The sequence below is a fragment of the Candidatus Nomurabacteria bacterium genome (assembly GCA_016699365.1).
Taxonomy (GTDB): Bacteria; Patescibacteriota; Minisyncoccia; order Phycocordibacterales; family UBA9973; genus CAZLWF01.
Genome location: CP064973.1, coordinates 118658 through 134253, shown reverse-complemented (window position 1 = coordinate 134253; position 15596 = coordinate 118658). Strand labels below are relative to the sequence as shown.

Annotated in this window: 14 protein-coding genes, 2 rRNA genes, 1 pseudogene and 1 other annotated feature; all 17 genes and pseudogenes read left to right on the top strand. The window is 37.9% G+C overall.

Annotated features, from left to right (window positions below; all coding sequences use genetic code 11):
- Window positions 1-2 precede the first annotated feature (2 nt).
- Window positions 3-151, top strand: a sequence feature (ribosomal protein L10 leader region).
- 12 nt (window positions 152-163) lie between these two features.
- The 17 genes and pseudogenes from IPJ63_00725 to secD all read left to right on the top strand — a co-directional run bounded on the left by IPJ63_00725 (window position 164) and on the right by secD (window position 15595).
- Window positions 164-649, top strand: coding sequence for a 50S ribosomal protein L10 (locus IPJ63_00725; protein QQR76780.1), 486 nt, complete (start codon window positions 164-166; stop codon window positions 647-649).
- Between the two features lie 23 nt (window positions 650-672).
- Entirely contained in the window at window positions 673-1059 is a 387-nt protein-coding gene (gene rplL / locus IPJ63_00720; protein QQR76779.1) for a 50S ribosomal protein L7/L12, read from the top strand.
- 221 nt (window positions 1060-1280) lie between these two features.
- Window positions 1281-1868 (top strand): hypothetical protein, encoded by a 588-nt coding sequence (locus IPJ63_00715; protein QQR76778.1) that lies wholly within the window; start codon window positions 1281-1283, stop codon window positions 1866-1868.
- 77 nt (window positions 1869-1945) lie between these two features.
- Window positions 1946-2572 carry a hypothetical protein gene (locus IPJ63_00710; protein ID QQR76777.1) on the top strand — a complete coding sequence of 209 codons (627 nt, stop codon included), beginning with the start codon at window positions 1946-1948 and terminating at the stop codon, window positions 2570-2572.
- Between the two features lie 234 nt (window positions 2573-2806).
- Window positions 2807-3493 (top strand): hypothetical protein, encoded by a 687-nt coding sequence (locus tag IPJ63_00705; protein ID QQR76776.1) that lies wholly within the window; start codon window positions 2807-2809, stop codon window positions 3491-3493.
- A gap of 171 nt (window positions 3494-3664) precedes the next feature.
- A complete protein-coding gene (locus tag IPJ63_00700) occupies window positions 3665-4513 on the top strand; it encodes a hypothetical protein (protein ID QQR76775.1) in 849 nt (282 codons plus the stop codon).
- 24 nt (window positions 4514-4537) lie between these two features.
- Window positions 4538-4858, top strand: a complete 321-nt coding sequence (locus IPJ63_00695) for a hypothetical protein (GenBank protein QQR76774.1) — start codon at window positions 4538-4540, stop codon at window positions 4856-4858.
- Window positions 4859-4944: 86 nt separating this feature from the next.
- Window positions 4945-5361 (top strand): hypothetical protein, encoded by a 417-nt coding sequence (locus tag IPJ63_00690; protein ID QQR76773.1) that lies wholly within the window; start codon window positions 4945-4947, stop codon window positions 5359-5361.
- 451 nt (window positions 5362-5812) lie between these two features.
- A complete protein-coding gene (locus IPJ63_00685) occupies window positions 5813-6493 on the top strand; it encodes a hypothetical protein (GenBank protein QQR76772.1) in 681 nt (226 codons plus the stop codon).
- A gap of 432 nt (window positions 6494-6925) precedes the next feature.
- Window positions 6926-10507: ribosomal RNA gene (locus tag IPJ63_00680) — 23S ribosomal RNA — on the top strand.
- 150 nt (window positions 10508-10657) lie between these two features.
- A 5S ribosomal RNA gene (gene rrf, locus IPJ63_00675) occupies window positions 10658-10763 on the top strand.
- A gap of 90 nt (window positions 10764-10853) precedes the next feature.
- Window positions 10854-11633 carry a hypothetical protein gene (locus IPJ63_00670; protein QQR76771.1) on the top strand — a complete coding sequence of 260 codons (780 nt, stop codon included), beginning with the start codon at window positions 10854-10856 and terminating at the stop codon, window positions 11631-11633.
- A gap of 3 nt (window positions 11634-11636) precedes the next feature.
- Window positions 11637-12757 (top strand): annotated as a pseudogene (gene rodA / locus IPJ63_00665) (rod shape-determining protein RodA).
- 8 nt (window positions 12758-12765) lie between these two features.
- Window positions 12766-13581, top strand: a complete 816-nt coding sequence (locus IPJ63_00660; GenBank protein ID QQR76770.1) for a bifunctional 5,10-methylenetetrahydrofolate dehydrogenase/5,10-methenyltetrahydrofolate cyclohydrolase — start codon at window positions 12766-12768, stop codon at window positions 13579-13581.
- A 2-nt stretch (window positions 13582-13583) separates the two neighbouring features.
- Window positions 13584-14036 carry a phosphatase PAP2 family protein gene (locus IPJ63_00655; protein ID QQR76769.1) on the top strand — a complete coding sequence of 151 codons (453 nt, stop codon included), beginning with the start codon at window positions 13584-13586 and terminating at the stop codon, window positions 14034-14036.
- Window positions 13975-14157 carry a phosphatase PAP2 family protein gene (locus IPJ63_00650; GenBank protein ID QQR76768.1) on the top strand — a complete coding sequence of 61 codons (183 nt, stop codon included), beginning with the start codon at window positions 13975-13977 and terminating at the stop codon, window positions 14155-14157. The genes IPJ63_00655 and IPJ63_00650 overlap by 62 nt, the downstream gene beginning before the upstream one ends.
- 55 nt (window positions 14158-14212) lie before the next feature.
- A complete protein-coding gene (gene secD / locus IPJ63_00645) occupies window positions 14213-15595 on the top strand; it encodes a protein translocase subunit SecD (GenBank protein ID QQR76767.1) in 1383 nt (460 codons plus the stop codon).
- Window position 15596: the final 1 nt, after the last annotated feature.

The following is a 15596-nucleotide window of genomic DNA, read 5'->3' as shown; positions in this document are numbered from 1 at the left end:
TGATATTGTGTTCTTGTAAGCCGTAGAAAGTAGGTGGCGAAAGCTTCAATCTAAACAGGAATACCTGTTTTACCTACCGAGGATAATTACATAATATTTTATGTAATTATTTTATACTATGGCCCAAACGGGTCGATTTTTTTATTTTAGAATAAAAATATATATGGCAATTACAAAACAAAAAAAGCAGGAAATAACAAAAGACTTTACTGACCTAATTAAAGATGCTAAATCTTTAGTTTTCGTAAAATTCAACAAGCTAACTGTTTCTGATGTAAACAGTATGCGAAGAGGATTTCAAAAAGAAAACGTAGGCTATAAAGTTATAAAGAAAACTCTTATGAAAAGAGTTTTGGGCGAAAAGGGTATCACTGGTGATATGCCAGAACTTCCAGGTGAAGTGGCTATCGCTTTCGGTGTTGACTCTCTAGCTCCTGCACGTGAAGTGTACAACTTCCATACTACACACAAAGACAACGTAGAAATTGTTGGAGGTGTATATGAAGGTGAATACAAAACAAAAGAAGAAATGACCGTACTTGCAACTATTCCAGGAATGGAGCAATTGCGTGGTATGTTCGCAAACATTATCAATTCTCCACTACAGCGTTTCGCGGTTCTTGTAAATGAGTACGCAAAGACAAAGTAGAGGATATTAATTTAAAATATATTATGGATACACAAAACGTAGAAGTTCCAGCAAAGTTCAAAGATATAGTTGCTTCTGTTGAAGGAATGACTGTAATCGAACTACACGAGCTTGTAAAACTTCTTGAAACAAAATGGGGAGTTTCAGCTGCAGCAGTAGCAGCAGCAGGACCTGCGGCAGGACCAGCAGCAGAAGAAAAAGATTCATTCACAGTAGTACTTGCAAGTGCTGGTGAAGGAAAAATCGGTGTTATGAAGGTTGTTAAAGAGGCTCTAGGTCTTGGTCTAAAAGAGGCTAAGGATATAGTAGACAATGCTCCAGCAACACTAAAAGACGGAATGAAGAAAGCAGAAGCTGAAGATCTTAAAAAGAAGATCGAGGAGGCTGGAGGGAAAGTAGAGTTAAAATAACAGCGTTATTTTAACCGACTTTCCAGCCGGAGCGCACTTGTCCGAATCCAGCAGGATTCGGGCGCGAGGCGGGGCCTGCACGGCTTTGTGAGCGATGGCGAACAAAGAACGTGTGGGCAAGATAGAGCTAAATTCAATAAATACAAAAAACAAAACCGCTCATATGGGTGGTTTTGTTTTTTGTATTTACCATGCTATAAAACATCCAAATGTACTAAATTATGAAAAAACGCAATGCGCTTATTTCTGTCTACAACAAAGAAGGTATTGTAGACTTTGCCAGGGCTCTTGTAGAGCTTGGTTTTAATATCATATCTTCTGGGGGAACTGCGAAGAAGCTTCTTGAAGAAGGGGTGCCGGTGATCGATGCACAAGAAATCACGGGTATGCCACCAATTTTGAGTCATCGGGTGGTAACACTTCATCCGGCGATTCATGCGGGATTACTTGCCGAAGATACTCCGGAACATAGAGCTGAACTTGAAAAGTATAATTTCCCTTGGATTGATCTTGTGTGTGTAGATTTTTATCCTTTATACGAAACTATCAGGCAGGGAGGTTCTTTTAAAGATGTTGTCGAAAAAACAGATATTGGTGGTCCGACAATGGTGCGCTCTGCAGTAAAAGGCGGGCGAATAGTTATATGTGAATTTGGTCGGCGAGGGCAATTGTTAGAATGGCTTAAAAAAGGTGAGCCAAAATCTAATGTTTTTAAACAATACCTTTGTGCTGTAGCAGAATGTGAGGTTGGTAACTATGTAAGCATATCAGGAGCTTACCGAGATTCCATAGCATCTGGTTCCGTATAGAATTGAATAAATAAAACACCCTTTTTGGGTGTTTTTCTATGCTTGCAACACGTTTTTTTTAGGCGTATACTCTTTCCATGGAAACACTCGGAAAACTATTTGGCAGCTCGGCTCGTATCAAAGTCATGCGTCTTTTTATGCTAAACGGTCGCTCAGGTTTTGAGAATAAAGACATCATAAAGAGAAGTAAGATCACTCCTAGTGCAGCTCGCAAAGAATTATCCTTATTGTCTGGTGCAGGTTTTATAAAAAAGAAACATTTTTTTAAAGAAATTAAAAATTCTAACGGATTAATAAGGAGAAAAAGAACAACAGGTTGGTTCCTAAATGAAAACTATCCTTATCTAGTTTCACTCCAAAATTTATTGGTAGATTCTTGCTCAATGAATCGCGAAGATATAATGAAAAGATTTAAAAAAGCAGGTAAGATAAAACTTTTTATTGTTGCAGGGATATTTACAAAAGATGAAGAGAGTAGACTAGATCTAATGATAGTCGGAGATAACTTGAAGAGAAATATTATAGAATCATCGATTAGAAACCTAGAAGCAGAACTCGGAAGAGAACTATCTTATGCTGTATTTGAAACTCCAGAATTTACATACAGACTAGATATGTACGACAAGCTCGTCTGTGATGTGCTGGATTATCCTCACGAAACACTAGTAAAACTACCAACACTCCCAGGAAAAGTCTCTGTTTAAGAGACTTTTTAGTTATCCACACACGCCTTCCCAATAAGCTTTTGCGGGGCTATAATATAAGCATACTTTGAAAGGTCGAACTTAAAAGGTATGTCTCATAAAATAAAAATAAATTTATTTACTAATTTTTGTAAATAATTATTTTATGAGGTATGTATTTATCAGTAACATTTTGCCGCTTGCGGTAAAGCGTTCTCCGCTCACGCAATTGCGCGGATGAGCGGTATATAAAGTATGTTTATACAAACATGGGGAGAAGTATTTGGTGCGTCACTACAAAATCTATGGTGGGGCTTCATCAACTTCGTTCCGAATCTTATAGTAGCGATTATAGTTTTTATAGTCGGATGGGTAGTTGGTTCAGTAGTAGGAAAGGCAATCGAACAAGTTATCAGTGCTCTTAAAATCGATTCTCTTTTCAAAAGTGCAGGTGCAGAAGAAGTACTTTCACGTGCTGGATTTAAATTAAATGTTGGTGGTTTCTTGGGTGGTTTGGTAAAGTGGTTTGTTATTGTTGTTTTCCTAATGACTTCACTAGAAGTTATTGGTCTAACACAAGTAAATGATTTCCTACGTGAAGTTGTTTTGAACTATCTTCCAAACGTTATCATAGCTTCACTTGTTCTAGTTGTTGCTACAATCATTGCTGATGCAATGAGAAAAGTTGTAGAAGGATCAGCTCGTGCAGCAAATGTACACTCAGCAAACTTGCTAGGTACAATTACAAAATACGCAATTTGGATTTTTGCTCTTATCATCGCTCTGTCAGAGCTTGGTATCGCAGCACAATTCATGCAAATTCTTTTCACTGGTCTTATTGCAATGCTTGCTATCGCAGGTGGACTTGCTTTCGGTCTTGGAGGAAAAGAAGCTGCATCTCGTACAATCGAGAAGCTTCGTTCAGAGACATCACATCGCTAAAAAGTTCGATCATTTCGACAAAAAACCTTCGCTTTTGCGAGGGTTTTTTGTTTTACACAGTCTAAGTGCTTATTTTGTTGAGATAAGGAGTATAATAGATACTGTAATCACAACTGCTATTTATTTGTAAGTTGTGTAATTTATCAGTAAATTTTAAATATAATTAAATCTATGAAAAAGAAATATTTATTAGCTATATTTTTGGCTTTAGTGTTAGGTCTTTTTGGTGTAAATTCTCAGGTCCGTGCTGAATCAGGAAGTGGGGATAGTGGTGATTCTACGGAAGTAGAAGATTCAGATGATAATTCAGGATCAGATGATGGTTCTGATTCTGAAGATGACAATAGTGATGACTCAAATTCAGATGATAATTCTGACGAATCTGATGATTCAAATGATGACGTTAATGATGATTCAAATGACGATGCAAACGACGACTCAAATGAGTCAGATGACTCAGGGGTAGATGGTGATGACGATTCAAATGATGATAAAGGAGGTCTACGACCAAAAATAGAAAATCGTTTTATGGATAGAGAAGATAGACCAGCAGTAAATCCTTTCTTGAAGAAAATGGGTGAGAGAGAAACTATTTTAGACAAGTTCAAGGAAAATAGTGGAAAAGGTAGTCTAGGAAGTACTGTTTCAGAAATTCGTAAGCATATTGGTAGTAGATTAGAAGTTGCTGGAAAAAATTTGGACAACTTTATAATTCGCCTAGATGAACGTCTAACAAAGATTGAAGATTCTGGTAGAGACGTTGCTAATCAGAGAGCTCTACTCGATGAAGCTAAAGATGCTGTAGAGGGTGTGCATACAGCAGTAGCAGAGAATAAAGCTTTGATTGAAAGTGAGACTGCTACAAAAGAAGAAGTTAAGGCAGCAGCAGAAGAAGTTAAATTAGCAGCAGGTGTTGCACGAGATGCAATCAAGATTGTTATCGAATCTATGAAGGAAAGTTTCGCTCCATCAGTTACTGATGACGAAGATGATTCAAATGATGATTCAACAAATAGTTAATTTATAATTAATAAATTTTAAAATATGGAAAATTCAAACGATCAAATGAATATGAATCCTATGGGTTCTTCAAACCAGATGAATAATCAGGCGCCACAAACACCGGGTCATTCAAAAAGAAATATAATCATATTGGTAGTTATCTTGGTGCTCGGTTTGGTTGCTTACTTCTTTGTATCAAGTAAAGGTGTTTTGCAAGAAAGTATGAACAATTCAACAGTTGAAGTTGGAACAGAATCTGAAGGTGATATAAAAGAAATAACAAGTACAGACGATGATCTATCAAGTATTGAAGCAGATCTAGATTCAATTGATTTTGATTCATTGGACGCCGGATTGGAATAATATTTTTCTATAAAAACCCTCATGAATGTGAGGGTTTTTATTTTGACTAAATTGTATAAATATTGTAGTATTTTAAAAAACAAAATATGTACATATACATAAGCATAACTAAACCAACAGAAGAGCAACTAGCAAATGCTATTCGCACAGAATGGCATATGCACAAGAAAAAATATTTAAACATGATCTCTGATCAAATAAAAAGAAAAGCTGAGTCAATAAAGTTTTTCAAAAATATTTGTGAAGAGTACCGTGGGCAATTCCGTCCAAACCAAACCTTGAAAAGCTTTATGTCCAAAATATCCAATTTGATTTGGAGTGATATCTTGGATATTCAGCCAATTGTGAATATAAAAAGATTTGCAAAACAGGAGACTACTAAAAGGACTGCTCGGAAAATACGAGCGAAGTCCCGCTCTAGAAACAAGGGTCTTAGTCCTGTTGATATTTTAGAAAAAAAGAATTCTGTACCTTCACCTCAGCATCAATTGAAGTTATTTTAAACCCGCAAACCTGCGGGTTTTTATTTTTGACAAAACTATAGATTAGGCGTAGTCTGGATAAAAATAGCACTATGAAAGTTATGTATCGTGCCCCTTACAAGAAGGGTATGCATCAGAGAATTTAGTGCTGGCAGGTGTTACAGAGGTTGAGAACAAGCGCTCGAGGGAGTAAAGTAAGCCAAGACTATCCACGAATCATTGATGGTGGAGATTTGCCACATAATTCTTTCCCCCACTGAAGTGTTCATTGAAAACTGGAAACCCCAAAAAGTTCATTCATATGTAAGATAAAAGGAAAATTTAAAGAACTTGTTGGGATAAGTTCCAACATTATTTTGGACGAAAAATAGATGACTCAAATTAGGTAGACAAACCCAAACGTTTATTTTGACAAAAAGACTATTAAGTTGTAGTGTATAGAAAAATATTGTTCACCAAAAAATAAAATTTTATGGATTTATTTATCGTAGTTACTCCCGATGTGAGTAATGTATCTAAAGATGTAATTGCTCAGGCTTATGAAAAAACTGAGAAAAATCTCAACAGATCGATCTTCTTTTCTCATGAACCTGTAGGAACCGAGAAGGTTTTTATTTACTCAGAAAAAACTATCGGTGTTGAATTTTATGAACATACCGAAAGGTTGATTTTGGATTATTACAAATTGGGCAAGGGGGCAATTTGCTCAATTGATCAAATGTCATTTGAGGAAGTAGTTACAACAAGTCCGAAGATTGCGACTTTATTTTTCATTGTCACTGAAAATAAAGCTGAGGCTTTGTTTAAAAAATTAAGCAGTGAAACTTATGGAGATGAATATAAAAATTTGCTCTTGTCTCCGCTTAGCAGCAAGGAAAAGCTTATGCCCGGCGAAGTGGTTTTCATTGGTAGGGTTTTTGATAATGTGTTTTCCGTATGTTATTTATCAGAGTATGATTTACTCGATACATTTCATGTTGAAGGCCAGTTTCAATTCAGTGCTATTTCTACAGGACGTTCTGCACTGCAAACATATCTTCGCATGAAAGATGCTGGAAAAGACTTCAGTAAAGATTTGAAGGAAACTATGAAAACCGGACTTAAAAATTTGCATTCTGGTCTCGGTAAATTTATTGAAAATATAGATAAATAAAGTATTTAAAAAGCCCTTATTTTTAAGGGCTTTTATTATATTTTAATACTCTCAGAATATTACAAGAAAAAGCTTGACATTGGATTTTGGTTCCTATATACTCTTTGTACTGTTATGAATATAACTAACAAAACAAAGTCTAAGCGGGGATTCTAAAACTCTTTTGTTTTAGCTTGGCCCGCCAAATGGCGGTTTTTTTAGTCAAAAATTTACCGGACGATTACTCATTGAAAACTGAATTCTGTTACGGCATACAATCTTTTTGTTCTAGGTTATCTAGAACATGGGGTCTTTTAAGTCGTGTCGTAAACAGAGTGAATTCATACTAGATATTGATATTATCCAAGCGGTTGGATTTTGGTTTTAGTATGAATTCAAAACACTAAATATTCCGGAGAGAGTATTTAGTGAGTATGTGGTTTTTAGATTTCCTAATAGGAAATTAAGAGCATATGGTGGATGCCTTGACTCTACATGGCGATGAAGGACGTAGCATGGCTGCGATAAGCTTCGGGGAGGTGCCTAGCAACCGATATATCCGAAGATCTCCGAATGGGGAAACCCTATTGAGTAAACCTCAATAACTTTTTGATTAATCAAAAAGAGTATACCCAGGGAAGTGAAACATCTCAGTACCTGGAGGAAAAGAAAACAAAGTCCGTAAGGACAAAATTTCCGAAGTAGCGGCGAGCGAAATGGAAAGAGCCCAAACCGAATGATAATGTCGCAAGATATTATTAATCGGGGTTGTAAGGTGATAACGACGTTTTATTACGTAAAGAGTTACAAAATGTATTGATAGTAGAAGTTGTTGGAAAGCAACGCCAAAGACGGTGATAGCCCGGTACACGAAATTAATATATCTCTTTTGTTGTCATTCTTGAGTACCTCAAGACACGAATAGCTTGAGGGAATCCGCCGGAACTAACCGGCAAGGCTAAATACATGTAGAGATCGATAGTGAACTAGTACCGTGAGGGAAAGGTGAAAAGTAGTCCGAAAGGACAGTGAAATAGACCTGAAACCATATGTTTACAAAGAGTCAGAGCGGGCCTTCGGGTCCGCCATGGCGTGCCTATTGAAGAATGAGCCAACGAGTTTATGTATGCTGCTTAGCTAAAGTTTTAAAAGACTGGAGCTGCAGGGAAACCAAGTGTTAATAGCGCGTAATTGGTAGTATACATAAGACCCGAAGCCAGGTGAGCTACCCATGAGCAGGGTGAAGGTGTGAGAAATCACACTGGAGGCCCGAACCGGTGAGCCGTTTAACACTCTCGGATGACTTGTGGGTTGGAGTGAAAAGCTAATCGAACCTGGTAATAGCTGGTTCTCTCCGAAATAGCTTTAGGGCTAGCGTTGTGCGTTCCTCTTGGGGGTAGAGCACTGGAAGATTTCGACAGGGAGCAATCTCGCGACATCTATCAAACTCCGAATACCAAGAGTTAAAAGCGCAGCAGTTAGACTACGGGGGCGAAGCTCCGTCAGTAAAAAGGGAAACAGCCCAGATCTCTAATTAAGGTCCCTAAATCAATGTTAAGTGCAAACCAAGGATGTGGAATTTCTTCGACAATGAGGATGTTGGCTTAGAAGCAGCCATCATTTAAAGAAAGCGTAACAGCTCACTCATCAAGAGATTCCGCGCCGCAGATAATCGGGGCTAAGCATTGTACCGAATTTGAGGATTTCATATTTCTGAGGAAATATGGAGTGGTAGGAGAGTATTCGACTCTGCGTTGAAGGCAAAGGGGTGACCCATGCTGGAGCGTGTCGAAGTAAGAATGTTGGCACAAGTAACCGCAATGCAGGTGAGATCCCTGCACGTCGAAAGATCAAGGTTTCCTTGGCGATGTTGATCAGCCAAGGGTTAGTCGGTCCTAAGCAGATGGCGATAGCCGAACGTGATGGACACATGGTTAATATTCCATGACTTCTTTTCTGTGCGATGGAAGGACGGAGGGTAGTATGTAGAGCAGATTATTGGATTTCTGTTTGTGCTATGAGGGTGGTTTCTAGGCAAATCCGGAAACTGGCGTAAAAGCGACATCCAAGTAGAGCATAAATATGTGGGTTCGCCCATGTAAATTTTACAAAGCACGCTTCCAAGAAAAATTTCTAAGCATAACAGAACAGAAACCGTACCGCAAACCAACACAGGTGATCGGGTCGAGAAGACCAAGACGAACGAGTGAGTGTTCCCCAAGGAACTCGGCAAAAAAGCAGCCGTAACTTCGGAATAAGGCTTCCCCCCATAATGGTGACTTCAGTATTTATATTGTAGTTCACCATTATGGGGGGCGCAGCGAAAGTATCTCTGGCAACTGTTTACCAAAAACACAGCTCCCTGCGAACTCGTAAGAGGATGTATAGGGGGTGACACCTGACCAATGCGAGAAGGTCAAATATCGGCGGTTTCTCTCTGCCTTCGGGTAGGGAGAAGCTGACTGATATAAGCCCTGGTGAATGTCGGCCGTAACTATAACGGTCCTAAGGTTTCGCATATGACTTCGGTTGTATGTGAAAGGACTGGGACTGTTGTAGAAAAAGGTAAACAATTAAATTAAAAAATTATTAAATCATTCGAAAGCTACCTACATGTCAGTAATGATATGTGGTCCAAACTTGACTAACGAGAGACCAGCGTCAAGCATCCCACCTCGAAAGAGAGGATGAAGATAGAGTCCTTCTTAGGTATAGAAGAGCGAAATACCTTGTCGGGTAAGTTCCGACGCGCACGAATGGTGTAATGACTGGAGAACTGTCTCGGGGAATAGCTCGGTGAAAATACAATACCGGTGAAGATGCCGGTTAAGCGCAGATAGACGAAAAGACCCCGGAAGCTTTACTACAACTTGATATTGAATATACGTTTTACCTGCGTAGCATAGATGGGAGAGGTTATGTGCACGGTCTCGGCTGTGTAATACTCGTCAGTGAAATACCATTCTTGTGACATGTATATTCTAATCCCTGTGGCAAAAACACAGAGAGACAGTATCTGGTGGGTAGTTTTACTGGGGCGGTATCCTCCTAAAGAGTAACGGAGGAGTTTATTAAGGTCAGCTAGGCGCGTATGGAAATCGTGCCGATAGTGTAAGGGCACAAGCTGGCTTGACTGTAAGAGGGACATCTCGAGCAGGTGCGAAAGCAGAACCTAGTGAACCGATGGTACGCATTAGATGCGGCCGAAGATTAACGGATAGAAGCTACTCCGGGGATAACAGGCTAGTTCCGCCTAAGAGTTCATATCGACGGCGGAGTTCGGCACCTTAACATATCGGGGTGCCATGATAGAGATATTATTAGCCGTCTTTTATATTTGTTGTAGATAGCAAAATAAAAGATACAAAAAATTGGCCAAATGCTGGAACTCTCTTTTAAATGCATATACCCAAACAGCAATTCGAAAGAATATACTGAGTGGTTTTAAAAAATTATGCATGTTGAGACAATCAGCAGGAAAGACTTCTAAATCTTTTTTACAAAAGACATGAAGAATCCTCAGAGACTAAACGCCAATCTCCTAATCATATTTATATGAAAGGATGAAGATATAGTCCGATCCTTCTGGTGACAGAAGACTCTCAAGAAAGATTGAAAAGTTTTTTATTTTTCTTGAGATAAATCGACAGCGATGTCGGCTCACCTTATCCTGGCGGTGGAGAAGCTGCCAAGGGTTTAGCTGTTCGCTAATTAAAAAGGTACGCGAGCTGGGTTCAAACCGTCGTGAGACAGGTTGGTCTCCTATCTACTGCGCTCGTTGATTCTTGAAGGGCGCTGCTCCTAGTACGAGAGGACCGGAGTGGACTGACCTCTGGTGTACGAGCTCTATTACCAAATGGACTGCTCGGTAGCTATGTCGGGAAGGGATAACTTCTGAAAGCATCTAAGAAGGAAGCCCCCCCTAAGATAAGGAATCGTTTGAGAACCGTGAGAGATGATCACGTTGATAGGCTTTAGGTGTACGCACAGTAATGTGTTGAGCCGAGAAGTACTAATTATTCGATTCCTATTAGGAAATCTGAAAATCACATACAATATACACTCATGTATATTTCAAAACACACAAAAATTTCTTGCTAGAAATTTTCTCCGTACGGTACCGTCGTACCTGCCGAGGTGTTTTTCAATACACATTTCGTTCCATAGAAAAAATATATGTTTTGTTCTGGTGATTTGACGCAGTGGTCACACCTTTTTCCATTCCGAACAAAGAAGTTAAGCGCTGTTGTGCCGATGATAGTCTTAGGGCAAAAGTAGGTAGTCGCCAGAACAAAGTATATATTTCTAAAAATAAAAACATCGAGAAAACTCGGTGGTTTTTGCTTTATACTTTAGCTCCAATAATATATACTTATTTCATATGACTTGGGCACACAAACGACAACTTACAATCCTTGCGATTTTGATTGCATGTGGACTTATAATCCTCGCACTTATTATCGTTCCAAAAATTACCAAACCCGCTACATGTTCTGATGGTAGACAAAACGGCACTGAGTCTGGGGTAGACTGTGGGGGAATATGTAAATTATATTGTGTAAATGATGTGCAGCCTCTAACTATACAATGGTCACGAGCTCTCCCTGTTACGGGAAGTATTTATAACTTAGTCGCATATATAGAAAACCCAAATCGCGATGCTGGAATCCGTAGTATAAATTATGAATTCCGTATATATGATGCAGATAATATATTTATCGCAAAACGTGAGGGTGTTACTTATGTAAATCCAAACGGAGCATTTGTAGTTTTTGAAGGAGGAGTAGATGTAGGCAATCGTCCTCCTAAATATACAATTTTTGAATTCAAAGGACCCCCTCGTTTTGAACGCGTAGACCCAAGAGCACTAGATGTATTTTTGTCATCACAAGATATTCAGATAGAAAATTTAGGGACTCGACCTAGACTAATCGCAGATATTGAAAATTCTTCTATTTATGAAATATCAAACATCACGGCTGTAGCTCTACTTTTTGATGAGAATGAGAACGTAGTCGGAGCTAGTTCTACTATCGTAGAAAGCATACTGCCTGGCTCAAGAGATCAAGTATTCTTCACTTGGCCTGCGCCTTTTATGGAAAACATAGTAAATAAAAAGATATATCCTAGAACAAGTGTTTTTGAAATCCCACTTCGCTAATTTATGATAGAGAGAAATATACGAAAAATTGACTGGATTTTGATTTTAGCCCTTTTACCTATTTTGTTTGCAGGGTTGATCACGATGCATTCTTTTACAGGGCAAGCAGTTCTGTTTGATAGGCAGTTATTGTGGATACTTATATCCTTTATTGTTTTCTTTGTTGTCTCTTCTATCGATGTGAGAATATTGAAACGCACAGATGTATTGGTGTATCTTTTCTTGTTTTTTTGTGGCTTACTCTTAGCTTTGTTTGTTGTTGGAACAGTATCGAAAGGGGCGCAGAGTTGGTTTGATTTTGGAGGAATATCTCTCCAGCCCTCAGACATGATGAAGCTTGTTGTGGTTTTGATGCTTGCAAAATATTTTTCTCGAAGACATGTGGAGATTGCTCACTGGAGGCATATAGTTATTTCTGGGTTATATGCTTTTGTTCCATTTATATTAGTTTTTTACAGCCAGACTTTGGTAGTGCAATTATTATATTTTTGACATGGTTTGGGATGGTCTTGGTATCTGGGATGTCAAAAAAACATTTGATGTTTGTAGTTGGTGCCGGAGCTGTGATATTTACTATTCTGTGGTTATTTGTTTTTCAGCCCTATCAAAAAGCTCGAATCATGAACTTCATCCATCCTTTGGCTGATATACAGGGTACTGGATACAATGCTTACCAGTCGACCATAGCAGTTGGTTCAGGGGAGATATTGGGCAAAGGGGTAGGATACGGCACTCAGTCTAGACTACAATTTTTACCAGAATATGAGACAGACTTTATATTTTCTGCTTATACCGAAGAATGGGGATTCATAGGAGTTTTATTACTTTTCATTTTATACGGGATAGTTTTCTGGAGGATACTTGCAAATGCTATGCATGGTTCATCAAACTTCGAAGTGCTTTTTGGTATGGGTCTCGCAATACTTTTTATGAGTCACTTTATAATCAATGTTGGGATGAATATCGGCCTTATGCCAGTTACGGGAATTACATTGCCTTTTATGAGTTACGGAGGTTCGCACCTGCTCACTTCATTTTTAGGTCTTGGTATTTTGATGAGTATGCGTAAGTATGCTCGAGCAATACACAGAGATGATATGCGTAACGAATTTCTTGGATTGTAAAATATAAAATGCAAACACAAATAGTTGATGGAAAGAAAATACGAGACAAGATAAAAGAAGATTTAATTCTTGATATTTCGAATATGGATTCTAAACCAAAGCTTGTACTTTTTTATATTGGGAATAATCCAGTTATAGATGTTTTTGTAAATTTAAAAAAGAAATTTGGTGAAAGTATTGGTATTGCTGTAGAAATTATTAATTTAGATGAGAGTATAAGTGAAAACGAACTTATAGAGAAGATAAAAAACTCTGTAGATAAAAATACAGGAATAATTGTCCAGCTCCCACTTCCAAAACATTTAGATCAAGAAAAGATTATTTCTAATATTCCACAAGATAATGACACCGATCTTTTGAGAGAAGATACATTTATAAATCTAGGAAAAGAGAAGGGTGTACTACCTCCAGTAATTGGTGCTATTGATGAAATTTTCAAAGAGTATTCCGTAGACCTAAAGGATAAAAAAATAGTCATAATTGGTAAGGGTAGGCTCGTGGGTGATCCAGCGCGGATATGGTTGGAGGGTTTAGGTATAAGGCCTACAGTACTCACTCGTTCTAGTATGGATTTCAACGAAGTTTTATTAAATGCAGACATAGTGATTTCCGGCGCAGGATCTCCTGGTCTTATAAAAAACGATAATATAAAAGATGGTGTTATCTTAATAGATGCCGGGACAAGTGAAGTAGGTGTAAAGATTTTAGGTGATGTTGATAGTGGTGTTTTAAGTAAAGCTAGCTTACTAACTCCAGTTCCTGGGGGTATTGGTCCTATTACGATTGCAGTATTATTTAGAAATTTGATTAGATTAAATAGATAATTATGATTGGAATATTAGATAAAAATATATTTATTTTCTTAAATAGCCTTACATCGGAGTCTGTGTTTTTTGATTCTATTGTTGTATTCTTGGCCACATCTTTCGGTACACTGCTAACAGTTGGAGTATTTTTGTTTCTGATATTTCATCACGACGAAGAAGGTTCCCAGTATTCTTTTGATAAGGTGAAAAGAAAGATCGGGGAAGCTTCTGTCATTCTCACGTCCGCATTTCTGTCATGGCTTTTCGTCCTTATTTTAAAGGATATTTTCGACAGTCCGAGGCCTTTTATAACTTACACAGAAATAAAACCACTTTTTGATTATGGTAGTTATGACTCTTTTCCTTCTGGGCACGCAACTTTTTTTTTCTGCGCTAGGAGTTGCTCTTTTTATGTACCACAAAAGAATTGGAATTTTCTATCTTCTAGGAGCTTTGATTATTGGTGTATCTAGGATTGTTGCAGGTGTACATTTTCCATTTGATATTTTAGCGGGGTTTGTTTTGGGGGCGGTTACTTCTTTTGTTGTATACAGATCCCTTAGACCTAAAGTAAAAAGGATACTAAATTGGTAAAAGGTCAAGTTTGCGTTTTATATTAAAAAATATAGAATAGGCCTATTATATTGATATGATTAAAACAAGAATTTTAGCTGTAATAGTTTTGATATTTGGCCTCCTCGTAGGTTACTTTGTTGTAGGTTCAGAAAACAAAGATAAAGCAATATTTTCGACACCTGCTTTTTTTGAGAATTTTAAATTTAAACTAGGCTTGGATCTTTCTGGTGGAACACATTTGGTCTACAGAGCTGATACTAGTGCCATAACTCCTTCTGAGGTGGACGATTCTATGAATGCACTGCGTGATGTTATAGAGCGCAGAGTCAATTTGTTTGGTGTTGCAGAGCCAGTTGTTCAGGTACAAGAGGGAAGTTTTGCAAACAATCAAGAAGAAAGATTGTCTATAGATTTACCTGGGGTTACAGACATTGATGAGGCTGTAGAGATGATAGGGCAGACTCCACTTCTTGAATTTAAAATAGAAAATCCAGATCCGAACGCGCCAATTCAATTGGATGCTAGTAATGTAGTTGATGGAAATATAAACCTAGATAGTATAAATCTAAATAATTTAAATTATATAAGCACTGAGCTAACAGGAAGATATCTAAAAAGAGCAACTCTCGAATTTGATCCCTCAACACGTGAACCTATAGTCTCCCTGCAGTTTGATGAACAAGGTGCAAAGATGTTTGAAGACATCACACGAGAGAACATAGGAAAAACAGTTGCTATATATTTGGACGGTTCACCTATATCGACTCCAGTAGTTAGATCTGTTATATCGGGTGGTCAGGCTCAAATAACAGGTCTATTTACACCTCAAGAAGCAAAGCAGCTAGTTGGCCGTCTAAATTCAGGAGCACTGCCTGTACCTATTGAACTTATATCTACTCAGACAGTTGGGGCAACACTAGGAGCTAGTGCTGTAGAAGCTGGTGTTTCTGCAGGACTGATTGGATTTTTATTGATATCTGCTTTTCTTATTTTCTGGTACAGACTTCCAGGACTTATTGCTGTTATAGCTTTGGTTATGTATATAGTTATGATGCTCGCATTATTCAAGATTATTCCGATTACGCTTACTGCTGCCGGTATTGCTGGATTTATCATATCTATAGGTATTGCTGTAGATGCCAATGTTCTTATATTTGAACGCATAAAAGAAGAAATTAGAAAACACGATAGAAGTATTTCGGATGCAATTCACACAGGATTTGAACGAGCATGGCTATCTATCCGTGATTCTAATACTTCAAGTATTATTACAGCTTTAATACTTTTCATATTTGGAACATCAGTTATCCAAGGTTTCGCACTTACTTTTGGTCTTGGTGTTATCATATCTCTTGTTTCTGCTATATCTATAACTAGATTATTCTTGTACGCATTGAATATTAAAAAGACCAATAAGATTACTAGATTTTTATTTAGTTCAGGATTTTCAAAATAAT

What these genes read in the sequence shown, in the direction of transcription:
- IPJ63_00725 (QQR76780.1), top strand. Translation starts at nt 164, where the DNA reads ATGGCAATTACAAAACAAAAAAAGCAGGAAATAACAAAAGACTTTACT.
- rplL (QQR76779.1), top strand. Translation starts at nt 673, where the DNA reads ATGGATACACAAAACGTAGAAGTTCCAGCAAAGTTCAAAGATATAGTT.
- IPJ63_00715 (QQR76778.1), top strand. Translation starts at nt 1,281, where the DNA reads ATGAAAAAACGCAATGCGCTTATTTCTGTCTACAACAAAGAAGGTATT.
- IPJ63_00710 (QQR76777.1), top strand. Translation starts at nt 1,946, where the DNA reads ATGGAAACACTCGGAAAACTATTTGGCAGCTCGGCTCGTATCAAAGTC.
- IPJ63_00705 (QQR76776.1), top strand. Translation starts at nt 2,807, where the DNA reads ATGTTTATACAAACATGGGGAGAAGTATTTGGTGCGTCACTACAAAAT.
- IPJ63_00700 (QQR76775.1), top strand. Translation starts at nt 3,665, where the DNA reads ATGAAAAAGAAATATTTATTAGCTATATTTTTGGCTTTAGTGTTAGGT.
- IPJ63_00695 (QQR76774.1), top strand. Translation starts at nt 4,538, where the DNA reads ATGGAAAATTCAAACGATCAAATGAATATGAATCCTATGGGTTCTTCA.
- IPJ63_00690 (QQR76773.1), top strand. Translation starts at nt 4,945, where the DNA reads ATGTACATATACATAAGCATAACTAAACCAACAGAAGAGCAACTAGCA.
- IPJ63_00685 (QQR76772.1), top strand. Translation starts at nt 5,813, where the DNA reads ATGGATTTATTTATCGTAGTTACTCCCGATGTGAGTAATGTATCTAAA.
- IPJ63_00670 (QQR76771.1), top strand. Translation starts at nt 10,854, where the DNA reads ATGACTTGGGCACACAAACGACAACTTACAATCCTTGCGATTTTGATT.
- IPJ63_00660 (QQR76770.1), top strand. Translation starts at nt 12,766, where the DNA reads ATGCAAACACAAATAGTTGATGGAAAGAAAATACGAGACAAGATAAAA.
- IPJ63_00655 (QQR76769.1), top strand. Translation starts at nt 13,584, where the DNA reads ATGATTGGAATATTAGATAAAAATATATTTATTTTCTTAAATAGCCTT.
- IPJ63_00650 (QQR76768.1), top strand. Translation starts at nt 13,975, where the DNA reads ATGTACCACAAAAGAATTGGAATTTTCTATCTTCTAGGAGCTTTGATT.
- secD (QQR76767.1), top strand. Translation starts at nt 14,213, where the DNA reads ATGATTAAAACAAGAATTTTAGCTGTAATAGTTTTGATATTTGGCCTC.